This is a genomic window from Acinetobacter sp. WCHA39 (assembly GCF_002165385.1).
Taxonomy (GTDB): Bacteria; Pseudomonadota; Gammaproteobacteria; order Pseudomonadales; family Moraxellaceae; genus Acinetobacter.
Genome location: NZ_NHRP01000007.1, coordinates 89,732 through 107,546, shown reverse-complemented (window position 1 = coordinate 107,546; position 17,815 = coordinate 89,732). Strand labels below are relative to the sequence as shown.

Here is a 17,815-nt window from a genome sequence, read left to right as displayed (position 1 = left end):
ATAAGAAAAAATCCAAGCAAAGGCTTGGATTTTTTATCTGTTTTAAATCACTTTTCGAATGGGTCTATTACTTAACCGACATAATAATTCGTAACCAATCGTGCCATTTGCCGCAGCGACATCATCGACCAAACGAGATTTGCCCCAAAGCTCGACTTTAGTGCCGATCTCTGCCTGAATATGAGTGACATCAATCGCAATCATATCCATGCTGACACGTCCGATCATGGGAACTAACTGCTGATGAATCGCCACAAAATTTGGTTTGATATATGCTCTTGGATAACCATCACCATAGCCAATTGAGACAATGGCAATATTCATAGGCTGTGTTGCTGTAAACGTTGAACCGTAACCTACAGATTCACCTTGTTGAATAGAATTAAGCGCAATAATTTCTGCACTAAAGGTCATTACAGGCTTTAAATCGAGTTCATCTACATTTTTGTCAGCAAATGGACTTGCACCATAAAGCATGATACCTGGGCGAACAAAATCGAAATGCAATTCAGGATATTTATAGATCGCAGCGGAGTTACAGCATGATGCTAAGATAGGGGCGCATGCTTCTTTGACATGGAGAAATTGTTGCTTTTGTTGTTCATTTAAAGGGTGATCGGCATCTGCATTGGCAAAATGCATAGTAAGGACACAGCTAAAGCCTTCTGATTTTAAACGTTGAATGACATCGATAATTTCAGTCACTTTAAAGCCTAAACGGTTCATTCCGCTATTTAGCTTTACCCACACTTTTAAGCCCAAGGCATTATAAGCTTGTTTATGCTGAATCAACCATTCAACTTGTTGACTTTGATGAATCAGGCATTCGAGTTTGTGCTCAATTACTTGTTGCATTTCGTCTTCTGAAAATATGCCCTCAATCAAAGTGATGGGTTGAGAATATCCCAGTTGCCTGATCTCTAAAGCTTCTTCTAAACAGGCGACACCAAAGGCGTCTGTGGCATCCAAGGCGGCTAAACAGTCTTTAACTCCATGTCCATAAGCATTTGCTTTGACCATACTAACAATTTGTGAATGTGGAGCAAGTTGTTTAACGCGGTTTAAATTATATTGTAGTGCATCACTATCAATATAAACTGTTGCTTGGCGCACCCTGATTTCTCCTTTGGGTCGACATGGAAAGTTTTTAAGGCAGATCAATAACCGAGGGATTATTCCTCGTCATCGTATTGAGCATAGAACTCAGGTGAAAGGTTACTAAAGCGAGTGTATTGACCTTCAAAGGCAAGACGAACTGAACCAATTGGACCATTACGTTGTTTACCGATAATAATTTCGGCTGTACCAGCTTCTTTAGACTCTTTGTTATAGACTTCATCACGATAAATAAACATGATCAAGTCGGCATCTTGCTCGATTGCGCCTGATTCACGTAAGTCTGACATGACAGGGCGTTTATTTGGTCTGTTCTCCAAACTACGGTTAAGCTGAGACAGGGCAATGACAGGGCATTGCATTTCTTTAGCTAGTGCTTTTAAGCTTCGAGAAATCTCCGAAATCTCACCCACACGGTTATCGCCCATACCCGGCACTTTCATTAACTGTAAGTAGTCGACCATGATACAGCCGATTTTTCCATCATGCATTTTGGCAATACGTCGCGCACGTGCACGAAGTTCAGTTGGTGGTAGGGCAGAGGAATCATCAATATAGAGGTGCATTTCTTGTAATTGAAGAATAGTTCCTGTGACTTTGGTCCATTCATCTGCATCGAGATTACCTGAACGTAGATGACCCTGATGGACTTTACCCATTGCTGAGATCAAACGCATAGCAATCGAGTCTGCTGGCATCTCCATTGAGAATACGAGAGCAGGTAAGCGGTTGTATTGCAGTACACTTTCAACTAAGTTCATGGCGAAGGTGGTTTTACCCATCGAAGGACGGGCTGCAACAATAATCAAATCCCCAGGTTGCATACCTGAGGTTTTATTATCTAACTCTAAGAAACCTGTGGTTAAACCTGTAATATTGCCGTCTAATTTAGAAAGTTCATCGAGTTTAGAAATCACATCAGCAGTGACAGAGCTAATCGATTTTGGCCCTGAATCTTTCTTGTTATTATTATGCTGTTCGGCCAAAGAGAAAATACTGGTTTCGGCTAAATCTAGGATTTCACTGACAGGGCGACCTTTGGTGTCATAAGCATTTTGCAAAATATCACTACTGACTTTAATCATTGCGCGTAGTGTTGAAAATTCTTTAATTTTATTGGCGTAGATTTCAAGATTGTAAAAGCTTGAAGGTGAATCTGCCATCAATTGCATTAAATATTCTTCACCACCAATTGCATCAAGCAGGTTTTGTTTGAGTAACCAATCATTGACCAATACAGCATCATAAGGCGAGTTTTCTTGCGCTAGTTTTTCGATGGCACGATAAATATATTTATGACGTGTTGCATAAAAATCATTTTCTTTCAGTAAATCGCTAACTTGTTCAAATGATTCGGCAACCGTCATTAATGCCGCTAGCACAGCTTGCTCAATTGCGAGATTGTGCGGTGGTGTACGAAATTCTTTTAATTGACCTGAGTCACTCACTTTACTCTCTGTGTTTGGAGAATTTTTCGTAAAATTGGCATTCGCCTGTGACATAACAAGACCTAATAAAAAGATGAAACTGTAACGACTGACTATCTTAATCCAAATGGACGCAGACAGGAGAATTTAATTGGAAGAAAATTGTTTAATTGCTGGAAAAGTAGGGTGTACTAAAATATAAAATTTTAGGCATAAAAAAAGAGCATGTAAAAACATGCTCTTTTCTTTGCAGAAATTACTCAGATACGATAGTAACGAGAACTTCAGCAACAACATCATGATGCAATTGGATTGCGATGTTGAATTCACCAGTGTGACGAAGCGCACCGTTTGGTAAACGAACTTCTGCACGATCTACTGCTAGACCAGCGTTCGTTAAAGCGTCAGCGATATCACGAGTACCGATAGAACCGAAAAGTTTACCTTCATCACCAGCTTTCGCAGTGATAACGATATTTACTTCGTTCAATTGTTCAGCACGTGCATTCGCAGCAGCTAAAATAGCAGCTTCTTGTTTCTCAAGTTCAGCACGACGAGCTTCAAATGCAGCAGTATTTGCTTCAGTTGCAGCTACAGCTTTACCTTGAGGGATCAAGAAGTTACGACCGTAACCAGCTTTAACTGATACTTTGTCGCCTAATTTACCAAGGTTCTTAATGCGTTGTAATAAGATAACGTCCACAGCTCACCTCACTTACTTATGGTTGTCAGTGTACGGAATCAAAGACAAATAGCGAGCTTGTTTAATAGCTAACGCTAATTGACGTTGATAACGAGCTTTAGTACCTGTAATACGGCTAGGAACAATCTTGCCGTTTTCAGTGATGTACTGTTTTAAAGTGTCGATATCTTTGTAGTCGATGTACGCAACATTCTCAGCTGTAAAGCGGCAGAACTTGCGACGACGGTAAAAACGTGCCATTGAGGTTCTCCTTATTCAGCTTCTTGAATTGCTTGTTGTGCTTCTTCACGTTGAGCTTTACGCGCACGTTTCTCTTCAGCACTCTTAGCAAGTAAAGATTCTTCAGTAATTGCGTGTTCACGACGGATGATGATGTTACGAATGATTGCATCGTTATAACGGAACAATTCTTCTAACTCATCAAGAGTCGTTTGACCACATTCAACATTCATAAGAATGTAGTGTGCTTTGTGAATCTTGTTGATTGGGTAAGCCAATTGGCGACGGCCCCAATCTTCTAAACGGTGAATTTGACCTTCAGCTTCTTTGATCTGAGAGATATAGCGTTCAACCATACCTACAACTTGATCGCTTTGGTCTGGGTGTACCAATAGTACGATTTCGTAGTGACGCATTGTCAGCTCCTTACGGTTTAAGCAGCCCCCAACTAAAAAGTCAGAAGCAAGGAGTCATAACTAAAAAGTTATGTCGCAAATTGCGAAGCTGGGATTTTAGACACATTTCATTTAAATCGCAAGTAAATTCATGTTTTAGATCGAAGTAAAAAGATGATATAGCCTTTAAAATGAGGGTCATTAAAATCGTTTGAGCTATTTTGACGTAACCCATTTTGTACAAAACCGATTTTATAAGGCAGTTGCATTGCAGAGATACGTTTTAAATATTGTGGGTAATTGGGAATGGTGGTTGTACCTTGATAGGTTTGGATCACAAGTTCACTGATATTATTTCTCAAAATAGTTAAAGTTTTCTGATCCTTAAAATTTGTCCAGTCCAGTAATCCTGTAATGCTAAGTTGATAAGAGTGAGGGAGTCTTTTTCTGAAACTTTCTAGAAAAAGGGCATATTCTTTTAAATCATGGGTTCGACTGTCGAAATCAATTTGAATTCCCTGAACTTGATTCCCTTGATTTCTCCAATGTTCTAAACGTTTGAAAACAGTTTGATAGTTTTTTTCGTTCCAAGCCAGATGATGTGTGCGAAAAACTAACCAAATTTTCTGACGGGGTAATTTCAGTATGGATACGCCTTGCGGTGTGAAAGTTGAAATCTGTTTTGATTTGGAATAACGGATTTCACCTTGTAAAATATACAGTTCCTTCGCATGAACCAGATAAGGGGTTGTCTGAATATCACCCCAAATCCAGAAAGAAGCAAAATCATTGGCATCAACTTTTGAAGTTGCTGATTGTGTCGGTTGGCAGGCATTCAGGCTAAAAACCAGAAAAATACAGAAAACCGTTTTAAGCAACTTCATGGCTAAAAGTTACCAATAATATTTAAGTGATTTTGCCCAAGTACTGTTTGGATAGTCTCTTTTGATCTGGTCATACCATTGTTTACGAACTGGCTTACTCACTTCTGCATCACCACAATCATTGATTCCACTGGGTGCATAACATTGAATCGAACGATATAAGGCATAGGCGTGTAAATCATCTTTACTGGATGATTTTAGAATGTCTTTATATACCTGACCACGGGAAAATATTTTTCCTGAAAAACTGGATTGTTGCTGTTCACCATAAGCCAACTGTTGTAGTGAATAACCTTGTTCACTACGGAAATATTCTCCTAAGCAAACATTTAATAATGAATCTTTAGGTGCTTGAGCCAATTGATTAACTAAAGTCTCTAAATTTGAGCATTTTAGGTGTGGTGTAATGTGTGCTCCATTCCAAATGAAATTAGAAAAATCTGGCTTATTCTTCAATTGTTCATTGCCACTGTTATAACCCTTATATTGCATGGCATTTTTGGGCATAAAAGCATAGCTTTGTTTAAACAATTCGAATTGTTGATGTACTAAGCTTTTACTCAGAAGGGTGTAGATCGCAGCTTGTTTTTGATTGATATTGCTTTGATCAGATTGAATAATTTTTTGCAAACTGTTTGTATTTGCGATTTGAGTAATAAAATTTCTCTGCAGGTTCGGCTGAGTAATTTGAGCTTTTTTTCCAATAAATGCTGAATAGTCCTGTTTTATTGCCAAATGGTTGGATAATGCTGTTTCAAATAAACTACGTTGATAGCTGTCTTTGGCCTGTGTAAGTTCCTGATGCCAATATTCTTCAGCATTTTGAGGTTGTCCAATTTTTTCTAAAATTTGTCCTCTCAAAAAAGTTTGGCTTAACTGCAAATAACTACCATTTTTAGCATTTGCTTTAGCTAAGTAATTTTGAGCTTCTTGAGCTTTATTTTGAACAAAAAATAAGTGAGCAGCTTGTAAATACTGAAATAATTCAGGCTGGGTTCTGAAAAAATCTTTTTGTGCATTCAGTTGTGCCCAAGAAATCGAATGATAATTCTCAGAATTCGATTCACGCATATGCATCAAATCATATACTGCCAAAAAGAAAGGGTCTTTTAGATTGCTCAGATTAAAAGCTGAGCTATCGAACACTCGGCGATCAATTTCGGCGGGAAGTTCACTCATTTCCAAATTATAAAATTTTGATGTCGGATTTTTAAGTTGCCAGACAATTTCATTAACCAATAAATCTTGGCGTTTTGAAAGCCAAAAACCACGACGCATAAAACCACGCGCACTCGCGATATATTGCCCATTTGGATAGGCTTTTAAATAAACCGTAATATGATCTAAAAATTGTTTAAGTAAATTTTGATTGATATTGTCCAGATATACATCACCATATTGATCCACACCTGTTGTATAGGCTGAGTTGAGGCTGGTACGAATCAGCATATATAGTGCAGTTTCTTTTAGCCATGTATCCTCAACAGTACTTAATACCGTATAAATTTTGGTCGCTGCTGAATAATTGCTATTATAAAACAGAATGCTCGCATTTAAATAAGAAGCATATTGACGTGTTGTGATTGACCAATTTGGATTAATCGCAATCAATTCAATTTTGTCACCACACTGATTCATTTTCTTGCGTTCAGAAATCAAAATTTGCTTTTCTAGATTTGGAATCGCTTTATTATTTTGTACTTGTGTATTAAAAGTTTGATTACCTGAATCAAAGCTCGTACAACGTTCGTCAAAAACGGTGTCATTTCTTTCTAATCGTTTTCTTTGATTTGGCAATTTATTCTGAGTCAGAGATGACAGATTCGCTGCATCAAAAGGTACCGTTCCATATACCGCATCCCATAAATTGGCATCAGCTGTCATCGGCTTAATTGTCGCAAGCCCTAAGTCGCTGAGTAATAATGTCATATTGGTTTGACTATCATTTGCTGGATATAACACAGGAAGATTGCTACAGCCGTTTAAATTTTTGTCATTTATGGCAAGGTTTGGCTCGCAAAATTGCTCTACACCAGCATAGGTGATTGGGCTATAGCAAATGACCAGTGAAAGCGAAGAATAGACAATTGATTTGAATATAAATTTATTTTGTAGTTTCATTTAGGCAATAAAGGGTGAAATGTTTTTATTGCACGAAATGATAACAACTGAAGTGGGGAATAAAAAGACAGAGAAGTCTCTATCTTTTTAAAAAATAGGGAGGAAGGGTGCAGGGCTTTTAAATGTAAAGCTAAAGCTCAAACTAATCACAGTAATTAAGATTACTGAAAAAAGGAAAAAGCGTTTTGCCCAAAGCTGATCATCTTCAGCTTTAAATCCTAAAATACCAATGTAAAACCAGTAAATACAAAGTGCATTACAGATGACCAAGAAAATAATATTGGTATATCCATATATATACAAAGCATTCATCGCAATAGTGAATAAAATCACATAGATCAGCGATTCGATTTTAGTTCTATGAATAGAACGTGCAACAGGTAAAATAGGCACACCTGCGTTTTTGTAATCTTCAAAACGATAAATCGCAATTGCCCATGAATGCGGCATTTGCCATAAGGCATATGCAATAAAAATGAGAAGAGCAGCCATATCGAAATGATGACTTACAGCCGTATAACCAATAACAGGTGGACTCGCTCCAGAAATACTACCAATCACGGTTTGGTGGATCGTGGTACGTTTTGTCCACAAACTATAAAAACCGACATAGACGACAAAACCAATGACTGCGAATAAAAATGCATAGGCATTCACATAGAACCAGAGCATGCTAAAACCAATCACACCTAATACAAGAGCATAAAACATTGCAATAGAAGGAGATATGGTTTTCTTAACAAGAGCACGATTCATTGTGCGTTGCATTTTTTGATCGATGTCTTGATCAATAACATTATTGACTACACAACCAGAAGCAACCACAAAAGTTGTTCCAAGTAATGTAATTAATAATAAGAGGAAGTCTATAGAGCCTTGGGCGGCTAAAAAGAAGCCGCCCAAGGTGGTAATAAAATTACCAAAGAGAATTCCTGGTTTAGTCAGGAATAAATACTTTTTCCACATGACAATCAGTTTAGATCATCATGTTGTAGTGTAGGTAATTCATAATCCACACAGAGCCGACTAGAAGTACAGCAATACATAAGATTGTGTAGATAAATGCAATAAGGTTCCAGCGTTGTTCAGATGATGTATTCATGTGTAAGAAATACACAAGTTGTACGATTACCTGAGCAACAGCAGCGATTGCAATAACAGTAACTAAGATGCCACGGCTAAATCCGCCCGACATCACCATCCCGAATGGGATGATGGTGAGGATAACAGATAGGATAAACCCAACAGTGTATTGCTTAAAGTTACCGTGTGATGCACCTGCAGCATTATGGTCATGACCACTCATTAGAGAACTCCCAGTAAGTAAACGACGCTGAATACACAGATCCAAACGATGTCAAGGAAGTGCCAGAACAAGCTTAAGCAAGCAAGACGACGTGTATTCGGTAGTGTCAAACCATTCTTTTTGATCTGATACATCAATACTAACATCCACACTAAACCAGAAGTTACGTGAATACCGTGTGTACCAACTAAAGTAAAGAATGCTGATAAGAATGCACTATGAGTCGGACCGTGGCCAGCATGTACAAGGTGATGGAATTCATAGATTTCCATACCAATAAACGATGCACCAAATAAGAAAGTAATGAATAACCAAGTAATCACTTGGTTTACATTCTTTTTATAAGATGCAAGAACTGCAAATCCGAATGTTACCGAAGAGATCAAGAGGGCAAAAGTTTCGGTTAATACAAAACCTAAAGAATCACCAAAAAGATCTTTCGCACTTGGAGTACCAGGCGGAATATGACTGCTTAATACAGCGAACGCAATGAAGAGTGATCCGAAAAGAATCAAGTCACTCATCAAGTATGTCCAGAAACCAAAGACCGTTAAGTCTGTGTCATCGTGCTCGTGATGACCGTCATGACCGTGGTTGTCGTGATGAAGTACTTCAGCCATTTCCTTAGTCCTTCTTCAAGTGTTTTTCAAGTAACGCATAGCGTTCATTTTCAATACGTTCAACTTCTGCAGCAGGTACGTAGTAATCAACATTCTTAGTGAATGAGCTTACGATCAAGCTAACAACTGAAGCAACGAATGAAACAACGACTAGCCACCAAATATGCCAGATCAATGCAAAACCAAGAACAGTAATGAACATTGCAATGACAAAACCAGCAGCACGATCAGTCGGCATGTGGATGTCTTCATATTTAGTGTTACGTGCATATGCTACGCCATTTTCTTTGTCAGTCCAGAAACGGTCAACGCCGCTAGCTTCTGGTACATGTGCAAAGTTATAGAATGGAGCAGGAGATGACGTAGACCATTCAAGTGTACGACTATCCCAAGGGTCGCCTGTGTAGTCCATGTTGTCTTTACGTTGTAAGAAACCAACGATGATTTGCATTAAGAAACATGCAATACCAATAGCAACAAGAACGGCACCAAATAATGCGATCGCTAAGTATGGATCCCATTCTGGGTTGTCATATGTATTCAAACGACGAGTCATACCCATGAAACCAAGGATATAAAGTGGCATGAATGCAAAATAGAAACCGAAGAACCAGAACCAGAACGCAGCTTTACCCCATGCTTCGTTGAGCTTCCAACCAAACATTTTCGGCCAGTAGAAGATGATGCCAGCAAACATACCAAACACCACACCACCGATAATTACGTTATGGAAGTGAGCGATCAAGAAGAGTGAGTTGTGTACAAGGAAGTCCGCAGGCGGAACAGCCATAAGTACACCAGTTAAACCACCAATACCGAATGTTACTAGGAAGCCAAGCGTCCATAACATTGGAGTAGTAAAGGTGATGCGACCTTTATACATCGTGAATAACCAAGAGAAGATTTTCACACCTGTAGGAATCGCAATAACCATGGTCATGATACCGAAGAACGCGTTAACGTTCGCACCAGCACCCATGGTGAAGAAGTGGTGAAGCCATACAACGAACGCAAGTACAGTAATCGCGATAGTTGCATACACCATAGACTTGTAACCGAACAACGCTTTACGAGAGAAGGTTGCAACGATTTCTGAGTATAAACCAAATGCTGGTAATACCAAGATATATACTTCAGGGTGACCCCATGTCCAGATCAAGTTCACGTAAAGCATTGGGCTACCGCCAAGCTCATTAGTGAAGAAATGGAAACCGAAGTAACGGTCTAAAGTAAGCATTGCAAGCGTACCTGTTAATACAGGGAATGATGCAATGATTAATACAGCCGTACACAGTGAAGTCCATGTGAAAATAGGCATGTCCATTAATTTCATGCCAGGTGCGCGCATTTTAATGATGGTAACAAAGAAGTTAACACCAGATAAAAGCGTACCTAAACCTGAAACTTGCAGTGCCCAAATGTAGTAGTCAACACCTACACCTGGTGAATATTGGATACCTGAAAGAGGAGGGTATGCCATCCAACCAGTCGCAGCGAATTCACCTAAAACAAGTGAAGCCATCATCAAACCAGCAGCACCCGCAAATAACCAGAAGCTTAAAGAGTTCAATAATGGGAATGCTACGTCACGAGCACCGATTTGCAATGGAACAGAAATGTTCATCATACCTACAACGAGACCCATAGCCACGAAGAAGATCATGATTACACCGTGTGCTGTAAAGATCTGATCGTAATGGTCTGGATGTAAGTAACCTTCACCACCGCCTTTAGCGAGGAAAAGTTGTAAACGCATCATGATCGCATCGGCGAAACCACGCAGAAGCATGACTACTGATACGATGATATACATGATACCAATTTTCTTATGGTCTACTGATGTGAACCATTCGTTCCATAAGTATCCCCATTTTTTGAAATAGGTAATACCGCCTAGAACTGCAATGCCACCAAGAGCCATCATGACCATGGTAACGAGTACAATCGGCTCTGTTGGAATAGAATCCCAGCCTAATTTGCCAAAAATCATATCCATGTCTTATTCCCCTTGAGCAGCGTGTTCAGCTGCAGCATGAGTTTCTGCTGTTGCATGTCCAGCAGCAGAGTGGTCAGCACCGTGATAATTACTCATGTAGTGGTTGATAATTGTTTCAAACAATTTTGGCTCAACTGAAGAGTAATAAGTCACAGGGTGTGGCTTGTTCGGGAACGGTTTCATAGCTTCAGCTTTAGCAAGTGCTTCTTCATCACCAGCAGCCTTAGCACGGTTTACAAGAATTTCGATCTGATGTTTAGAACGATCGCCATCTTTAAGTGTCGCTAATTCAGCTTGGTCAAGTGTACCTTTTTGAATTGCTTCAGCATTGATACTTGTACCATTACCCGCTTTAACAGCTTCTACCCATTGTGCAAACTCTGGTTCAGTTACACTATGTGCCTTGAAGCGCATTTGTGAGAAACCGTAACCTGAATAGTTAGCTGAGAAACCACGGAATACACCTGGTTCATCTGCTAAAAGGTGAAGATGAGTTTGCATACCCGCCATTGCATAGATCTGACCACCTAACTGTGGTATGAAGAACGAGTTCATCGTAAAGTTAGAAGTAATCTTAAAGCTTACAGGCGTTTTTTCTGGGAAGCGTACTTCGTTTACCGTTGCAATGTTTTGCTCAGGATAGATAAAAATCCATTTAAATTGTTCAGCGATGGCTTGAACAGTTAAAGGCGCTTTATCTGACTCTAACGGACGGTAAGGGTCGTACTTGTGGGAACCCCACCAAGTTAACCAAGCTAAAATACCAATAATAATGACAGGAACACCCCAAACAACGATCTCAATTGTCGTAGAGTGTGCCCAAGTAGGTTTATAGTCTGCATCTTTATTCGATGCGCGATATTGCCAACCAAACCATAATGCCATGATAATTGATGGAATCACCACCAATAGCATTAGATAGATCGCAGTCATCATCAGGCTACTTTGACCTTGACCTACTGGACCTTTATTGTTTAGTAGTACCATATCACCGCCACACCCTGTCAAGAGCGCAGCCATCGTTGATAAAGACAATACAGCTAAAATCGTTTGTCTCATTTTACAACCTCGGTGAAGAGTCCCATTCCCTAATTTAAATTATGGGATAGCGATTAAAGTGTCGCATGATTGATAAGAATTTTTTGTGAAATGCTTAGCAATCATGCGACACCGCTACGTTGTTGGGCATTATGCCTCATATTGAAAAACTAAGCTACATCTAACACAGTCAGAAATACTTGTTTTGAAACCTGATTTATTTTGTAGGAATTGTTGTTGAAATGTGTGTTTTTTCTATAAATATCAATTTTATAGAGCAAAAAAGAGGAATAAATCCTCTTTTGCTTAGTTAATTAAAAATTATTGCTTTACGACCTTAGTTTTTGCCAATTTATCGTGCAAAGTTTGGCGATTTTTATTAAATGCAAAGAAAGCATAATCGATAATGGTAATAAATGGCATAAACAATAAATTCAGAATGATAAATAAAGCACTTCTCAACCAAAAAGCTCTAATCGTATTGACTGCCGTATGTGTTTCAGCATCTACGATTTTAATTTTGGTTATTTTTTTACCAATGCTTTGTCCAGACTTCGCAATTAAAAAAGCTTGCAGCATCAGCATTAGGATCAAGTAAACAAAAATACTCATCCATGCTTCATTTGGAATAAGCTGCATAAGTTGATGCTGCAACTCAACTGCTTCACTTGAAGCGACTTGGCTTGCTTGTAATTGCTTTTGAATTTTAAATAATTCTGTGTACTGGCTTTCGTTAAAGAAAAAAGATGGTATAGCAGCCATCGGAAGCCAAAGTGTTAAGTCAATCACCTTAGCGAGTGCACGAGAATGAAATGAGGCGAGTTCAGATGTTTTTTGTTCAACTTTAATTTTAAAAGTTGACTGCTCAGTTTGATTGTTAATTTGATGATTGAATGATGAATAACCTACAGGTTCGTAGACAAGTTTTCCTTGAGTGAGTTCGCCAAGAGTTTTCCATTCACTCATACCTTCGTGCCAAACCAAGTCTGTAAGTAATACTTGTTGGCTAGAAAGCATTTGGTTCAGTTGGTCTAAACTATAAGGTCCAGCTTGTTGGTTATTACGAGCCAAGTAAATTTGCATAATTAAAAATTCTCAATGACTAAAGATGAAAAAAGACCCTACGAAAGGGCCTTTTTTTAAAAAGACTAGGCTTTCTTGATTTGTTCTTCAGCAAGGAAGAACCAAGTATCAAGCACTGAGTCAGGGTTAAGTGACACAGATTCAATACCTTGTTCCATGAGCCATTTAGCAAGGTCAGGGTGGTCTGAAGGACCTTGACCACAAATACCAACGTATTTTCCTGCTTTACGGCATGCATGAATTGCCATAGAAAGAAGGGCTTTAACCGCTGGATCACGCTCATCAAATAAATGAGATACGATACCAGAATCACGGTCAAGACCAAGTGTTAATTGTGTTAAGTCATTTGAACCAATTGAGAAACCATCAAAATGTTCAAGGAACTGTTCAGCCAATAAAGCATTGGTTGGAAGCTCACACATCATAATGATTTTGAGGCCATTTTCACCACGTTTTAAACCATTTTGAGCAAGCAACTCAATCACACGTTTTGCTTCAGACACTGTACGCACGAATGGAATCATGATTTGAATATTGGTTAAACCCATTTCATCACGGGCTTTCTTCAAAGCACGGCACTCAAGCTCAAAACAGTCACGGAAGTTGTCAGATACGTAACGACTTGCACCTCGGAAACCCAACATCGGGTTTTCTTCTTCTGGCTCGTATAATTTACCGCCGATTAAGTTTGCATATTCATTTGACTTAAAGTCAGACATACGAACGATGACTGGTTTTTCAGCAAATGCAGCTGCAAGTGTTGAAATACCTTCAACTAACTTTTCTACATAGAATTCGATTGGCGAAGAATAACCTGATGTACGTGTCATTACAGCAGCACGCGTTTCACGTGGTAGGCTGTCAATATTGAGAAGCGCTTTAGGATGTACACCGATCATACGGTTAATGATGAATTCAAGACGTGCAAGACCAATCCCTTCATTTGGAATTTGAGCAAAGTCGAATGCACGGTCTGGATTACCAACATTCATCATAATCTTAAATGGAAGTTTTGGCATTGAGTGAATTGAGTTACGTTGCACCTCAAAATCTAATGCGCCTTCATAGATAAAGCCTGTATCACCTTCAGCACATGAAACAGTGACTTCTTGACCATCGGTTAATACTTCTGTTGCATTACCACAACCCACGATTGCAGGTACACCTAACTCACGTGCAATGATTGCAGCGTGACAAGTACGGCCACCACGATTGGTCACAATCGCTGCGGCGCGTTTCATTACTGGCTCCCAATCTGGGTCAGTCATGTCTGATACAAGTACATCACCGTCTTGTACTTTATCCATCTCTTTAATCGAGGTTACAACACGAACTTTACCAGAACCAATGCGTTGACCAATTGAACGACCTTCACAGATGACAGTGCCACGTTGTTTTAATAGGTAACGTTCCATTGTGCCGACATTTTGACGGCTTTTAACAGTTTCAGGACGTGCTTGAACGATGTAGATTTGACCATCATCACCATCTTTCGCCCATTCGATGTCCATTGGCGAGCCGTAATGTTGTTCAATAATCAATGCTTGTTTAGCAAGTTCATGTAATTCATGATCATTTAATGCGAATTGTTGACGCTCTGGTTTTTCAACATCAACCACAACAACGGATTTACCTGCAGCGCCTTCTTCACCATAAATCATTTTTTGGTGTTTAGAACCGAGATTGCGGCGTAAGACTGAGTGTTTACCTGCATTTAACAATGGTTTTGACAAATAGAATTCGTCAGGGTTGACAGCTCCCTGAACAACCATTTCACCCAGACCGTATGATGCGGTAATAAATACCACATCACGGAAACCAGATTCTGTGTCAAGCGTAAACATTACACCTGCAGCACCAGTCTCTGAACGAACCATACGTTGTACACCCGCAGATAGGGCAACAACACTGTGTTCAAAACCTTGGTGTACACGGTACGCGATGGCACGGTCATTATAAAGCGAAGCAAAAACTTCTTTAATCGCGATAAGAACGTTATCAATTCCGCGAATATTTAAGAAAGTTTCTTGTTGTCCTGCAAAAGAAGCATCAGGTAAATCTTCAGCAGTCGCAGAAGAGCGTACAGCAACAGCGATGTCTGGATTACCGTTTGAAAGTGCTGTAAATGCGTCACGAATTTCTTGTTCTAAATTAGCAGTAAGTGGGGTATCAACGATCCATTTACGGATTTTAGCGCCTGTCTCTATAAGTGCGTTTACATCATCAACATTTAGCTGCTCAAGTTCAGCCTGAATTCGAGCATTTAAGCCGCTTTGATCCAAGAACTCACGATAGGCAGCAGCAGTTGTTGCAAAGCCACCAGGTACCGATACACCAGCATTGGATAAATGGCTGATCATTTCACCCAAAGATGAGTTTTTCCCACCTACGAGTTCGACATCGTGTTTCCCTAATTTTTCCAGACCGATTACGCGCGCTTCCAAAGTATTTACTCCACTTTTTTTGCAGTATGAATGACCATCATTGGTATGAAATTATACGAATGTGCTTAGATTTAGTATTTTACTAAGCGACAGTCATGTTAGATGAGTTTACTATAAAGATTATAGAGCACTAAGACAAATGTTTAAGGAGAATTTTGATGCCCGAAAGTAAACAAATTAAACGGAGTGTATTTTTTATTTCGGATGGTACTGCAATTACCGCAGAAACCCTTGGACATTCACTACTTGCGCAATTTCCGAATGTCGATTTTGATATTCATATTATGCCTTATATTACCACTGAAGAAGCTGCAATGAATGTGGTGGTTGACATCAATGGATGCCAATCAAGAGATGGATGTTTACCACTTGTTTTTGACACATTGGTAGACCCACATGTTCGTGAAATTATTAATACAGCTAAAGCCGTAAATTTGGATGTTTTCGAGGGATTAATTAGTAAACTTGAGCAAGAGTTGGGTACACCACCAACAACTTTAGTTGGACAGACCCATGCTGTAACAGATTCTGAATCTTATAAGGCTCGTATTGATGCAGTACATTTTGCATTAGACAATGATGATGGTGCTCGAACTCGTCATTATGATAAAGCTGACTTGATTTTAGTTGGCGTTTCTCGATCTGGGAAAACACCAACCTCGATTTATTTATCATTACAGTTTGGAATTCGTGTTGCGAACTATCCCTTAACTGAAGAAGATTTAGATGATAATCGTCTACCTGCTGTGCTACGAGCACATAAAAATAAGCTCTTTGGTTTAATGATTGATGCTGAGCGATTGGTCGCTATTCGTAGCGAACGAAAAGCCAATAGTCGTTATGCAAGTTTTAGTCAGTGCCAAATGGAATTACGTGCCATAGAGGGTATTTATATTTCTGAAGGTATTAAGTATTTGAACGTCACTGAAATGTCGATTGAAGAAATTTCAACGCGTATTTTACAGTTGACTGGTTTAAAACGTCGTATTGGCTAAATAGTATCTTTAAATGAGAAGCGTAGAGGATGGGCTACGCTTTTTTATTTTGAAGAAATAAGATTGGGAACCTCATAAAGCAGCGCTTGATGCCATTCAGGTCGATTTTGACTGTAAAAACCATGAAAGCTCGGATGAGACACTTGATTATATCCGTACAGACAAAAGCTTGAAGAATAATATTGATATTATGTTGCTGGATAAAAACTATAAACCTCAAGGAAAGTATCTACGTTACTGCAAAAAAAATACCTCCTATCAATACATGGGCGTGATGAAATAAGCATTGCGGAACGAGGCAATGCTTATTTGAAAATAGGATTGCCTACTGGTTTTTTAGCTCCATGAGCAAGCTAAAGTTTTCCAGACGTTTTTGTGTATCGTAAATATCACAGGTGAAGATAAACTCATCTACATCATATTGCGCGGCAATTTTTTCCAGTCCTGTTTTGACAGTTTCCTGTGAACCAATTTGAGCCATTGCATAGAAATTCTGGATGGCGAGTTGCTCAGCGCTGCTTGCCAGACCTTGTATTGATTCAGTTGGCGGTTTGAGTTTTAGACTGTGCCCCCGAATCAGGTTTAAAATACGCTGATAAGAACTGGTAGCTAAATATTGTGCTTCTTCATCAGTTGCCGAAATGACTGTTGGTACGCCCATTGACACATAAGGTTTATCAAGATATTCAGATGCTTGAAAATTCTCACGGTAAATTTCGATTGCTTGACCTAACATACGTGGAGCGAAATGTGATGCAAAAGAATAGGGAAGTCCCAACTTTGCAGCAAGCTGTGCGCTAAACAGACTTGAACCTAGCAACCAGACAGGTACATGAGTGCCTTGACCTGGAGTGGCAATAATTTTCTGGTTGGGCTGTGGGTCTTTAAAATATTGCAAAATTTCCATTACATCCTGAGGAAATTGATCTTCGGTTTCTTGACGCCCGCGTCGTAATGCACGCATCGTCATTTGATCAGTTCCTGGAGCACGCCCCAAACCAAGTTCAAAACGATTTGGATAAAGTGTTGCTAGAGTCCCGAATTGTTCTGCAACAACTAATGGTGCATGATTAGGTAACATGATGCCACCAGAACCTAAGCGAATTTTGTGTGTATTTGCTGCGATGAATCCTAGTAAAACTGCCGTTGCAGAACTCGCAATTCCATCCATATTGTGATGTTCAGCTAACCAGAAACGTTCATAACCAAGCTTTTCAGCGTGTTGAGCAACTTCTAGTGCATGACGAAGTGAAAATTCAATACTTTTATCGTCTCTGACAGGAGCTAACTCCAAAATTGAAAATTTGATTTCTTGTAGTGACTTCATTTTTTAACTCTCAAAATCATATATCGAAATAATACGATATAAGTTTGGTTTTGTATATCGAATATTGTCGATATTTGTTGCGCATTGGATAAAATAAAAAAAGCGCCCGAAGGCGCCAAAAGAGAAAGTGTTAGGATTTGA

Annotated in this window: 16 protein-coding genes; 1 reads left to right on the top strand and 15 read right to left on the bottom strand. The window is 39.3% G+C overall.

The features are described from left to right. Positions 1–42: 42 nt before the first annotated feature. The 14 genes from alr to ppsA all read right to left on the bottom strand — a co-directional run bounded on the left by alr (position 43) and on the right by ppsA (position 15,352). Entirely contained in the window at positions 43–1,113 is a 1,071-nt protein-coding gene (gene alr / locus CDG56_RS05485; RefSeq protein WP_087547181.1) for an alanine racemase, read from the bottom strand. Positions 1,114–1,172: 59 nt separating this feature from the next. Further along, the gene (gene dnaB / locus CDG56_RS05480) at positions 1,173–2,618 is read right to left on the bottom strand and encodes a replicative DNA helicase (RefSeq protein ID WP_087536098.1); all 1,446 of its coding nucleotides are present in this window, start codon (positions 2,616–2,618) and stop codon (positions 1,173–1,175) included. Between the two features lie 181 nt (positions 2,619–2,799). Next, entirely contained in the window at positions 2,800–3,246 is a 447-nt protein-coding gene (gene rplI / locus CDG56_RS05475) for a 50S ribosomal protein L9 (protein ID WP_004912185.1), read from the bottom strand. 12 nt (positions 3,247–3,258) lie between these two features. Further along, entirely contained in the window at positions 3,259–3,486 is a 228-nt protein-coding gene (gene rpsR / locus CDG56_RS05470; RefSeq protein WP_000090661.1) for a 30S ribosomal protein S18, read from the bottom strand. Between the two features lie 11 nt (positions 3,487–3,497). Continuing rightward, positions 3,498–3,881, bottom strand: a complete 384-nt coding sequence (rpsF, locus tag CDG56_RS05465; RefSeq protein WP_004654408.1) for a 30S ribosomal protein S6 — start codon at positions 3,879–3,881, stop codon at positions 3,498–3,500. A 128-nt stretch (positions 3,882–4,009) separates the two neighbouring features. Beyond that, the gene (locus CDG56_RS05460; protein WP_087547180.1) at positions 4,010–4,744 is read right to left on the bottom strand and encodes a DUF3142 domain-containing protein; all 735 of its coding nucleotides are present in this window, start codon (positions 4,742–4,744) and stop codon (positions 4,010–4,012) included. Between the two features lie 9 nt (positions 4,745–4,753). After that, positions 4,754–6,865, bottom strand: a complete 2,112-nt coding sequence (locus CDG56_RS05455) for a hypothetical protein (protein ID WP_087547179.1) — start codon at positions 6,863–6,865, stop codon at positions 4,754–4,756. An 87-nt stretch (positions 6,866–6,952) separates the two neighbouring features. Next, entirely contained in the window at positions 6,953–7,831 is an 879-nt protein-coding gene (gene cyoE, locus CDG56_RS05450; RefSeq protein WP_087544272.1) for a heme o synthase, read from the bottom strand. Positions 7,832–7,841: 10 nt separating this feature from the next. Continuing rightward, positions 7,842–8,171, bottom strand: a complete 330-nt coding sequence (locus CDG56_RS05445; protein WP_087536102.1) for a cytochrome o ubiquinol oxidase subunit IV — start codon at positions 8,169–8,171, stop codon at positions 7,842–7,844. Then, the gene (cyoC, locus tag CDG56_RS05440) at positions 8,171–8,791 is read right to left on the bottom strand and encodes a cytochrome o ubiquinol oxidase subunit III (protein ID WP_087544273.1); all 621 of its coding nucleotides are present in this window, start codon (positions 8,789–8,791) and stop codon (positions 8,171–8,173) included. Before cyoC ends, CDG56_RS05445 begins: the two co-directional genes overlap by 1 nt. 4 nt (positions 8,792–8,795) lie before the next feature. Next, the gene (gene cyoB, locus CDG56_RS05435; protein ID WP_087544275.1) at positions 8,796–10,787 is read right to left on the bottom strand and encodes a cytochrome o ubiquinol oxidase subunit I; all 1,992 of its coding nucleotides are present in this window, start codon (positions 10,785–10,787) and stop codon (positions 8,796–8,798) included. 3 nt (positions 10,788–10,790) lie between these two features. Then, positions 10,791–11,846: a ubiquinol oxidase subunit II gene (cyoA, locus tag CDG56_RS05430; RefSeq protein WP_087536105.1), complete on the bottom strand. Its 1,056-nt coding sequence runs from the start codon at positions 11,844–11,846 to the stop codon at positions 10,791–10,793. Between the two features lie 300 nt (positions 11,847–12,146). Next, complete coding sequence (locus CDG56_RS05425; protein WP_005215378.1) at positions 12,147–12,908, bottom strand: RDD family protein; 762 nt, start codon at positions 12,906–12,908, stop codon at positions 12,147–12,149. A 65-nt stretch (positions 12,909–12,973) separates the two neighbouring features. Continuing rightward, positions 12,974–15,352 carry a phosphoenolpyruvate synthase gene (gene ppsA, locus CDG56_RS05420; protein WP_004661374.1) on the bottom strand — a complete coding sequence of 793 codons (2,379 nt, stop codon included), beginning with the start codon at positions 15,350–15,352 and terminating at the stop codon, positions 12,974–12,976. Positions 15,353–15,510: 158 nt separating this feature from the next. Between ppsA and CDG56_RS05415 the strand changes: the two genes are divergently transcribed. Then, entirely contained in the window at positions 15,511–16,347 is an 837-nt protein-coding gene (locus CDG56_RS05415) for a pyruvate, water dikinase regulatory protein (RefSeq protein ID WP_004661375.1), read from the top strand. A 325-nt stretch (positions 16,348–16,672) separates the two neighbouring features. Here the strand turns inward: CDG56_RS05415 and CDG56_RS05405 are convergent, their stop codons facing one another. Continuing rightward, complete coding sequence (locus CDG56_RS05405) at positions 16,673–17,674, bottom strand: LLM class flavin-dependent oxidoreductase (RefSeq protein ID WP_087547178.1); 1,002 nt, start codon at positions 17,672–17,674, stop codon at positions 16,673–16,675. Between the last annotated feature and the right edge of the window lie 141 nt (positions 17,675–17,815).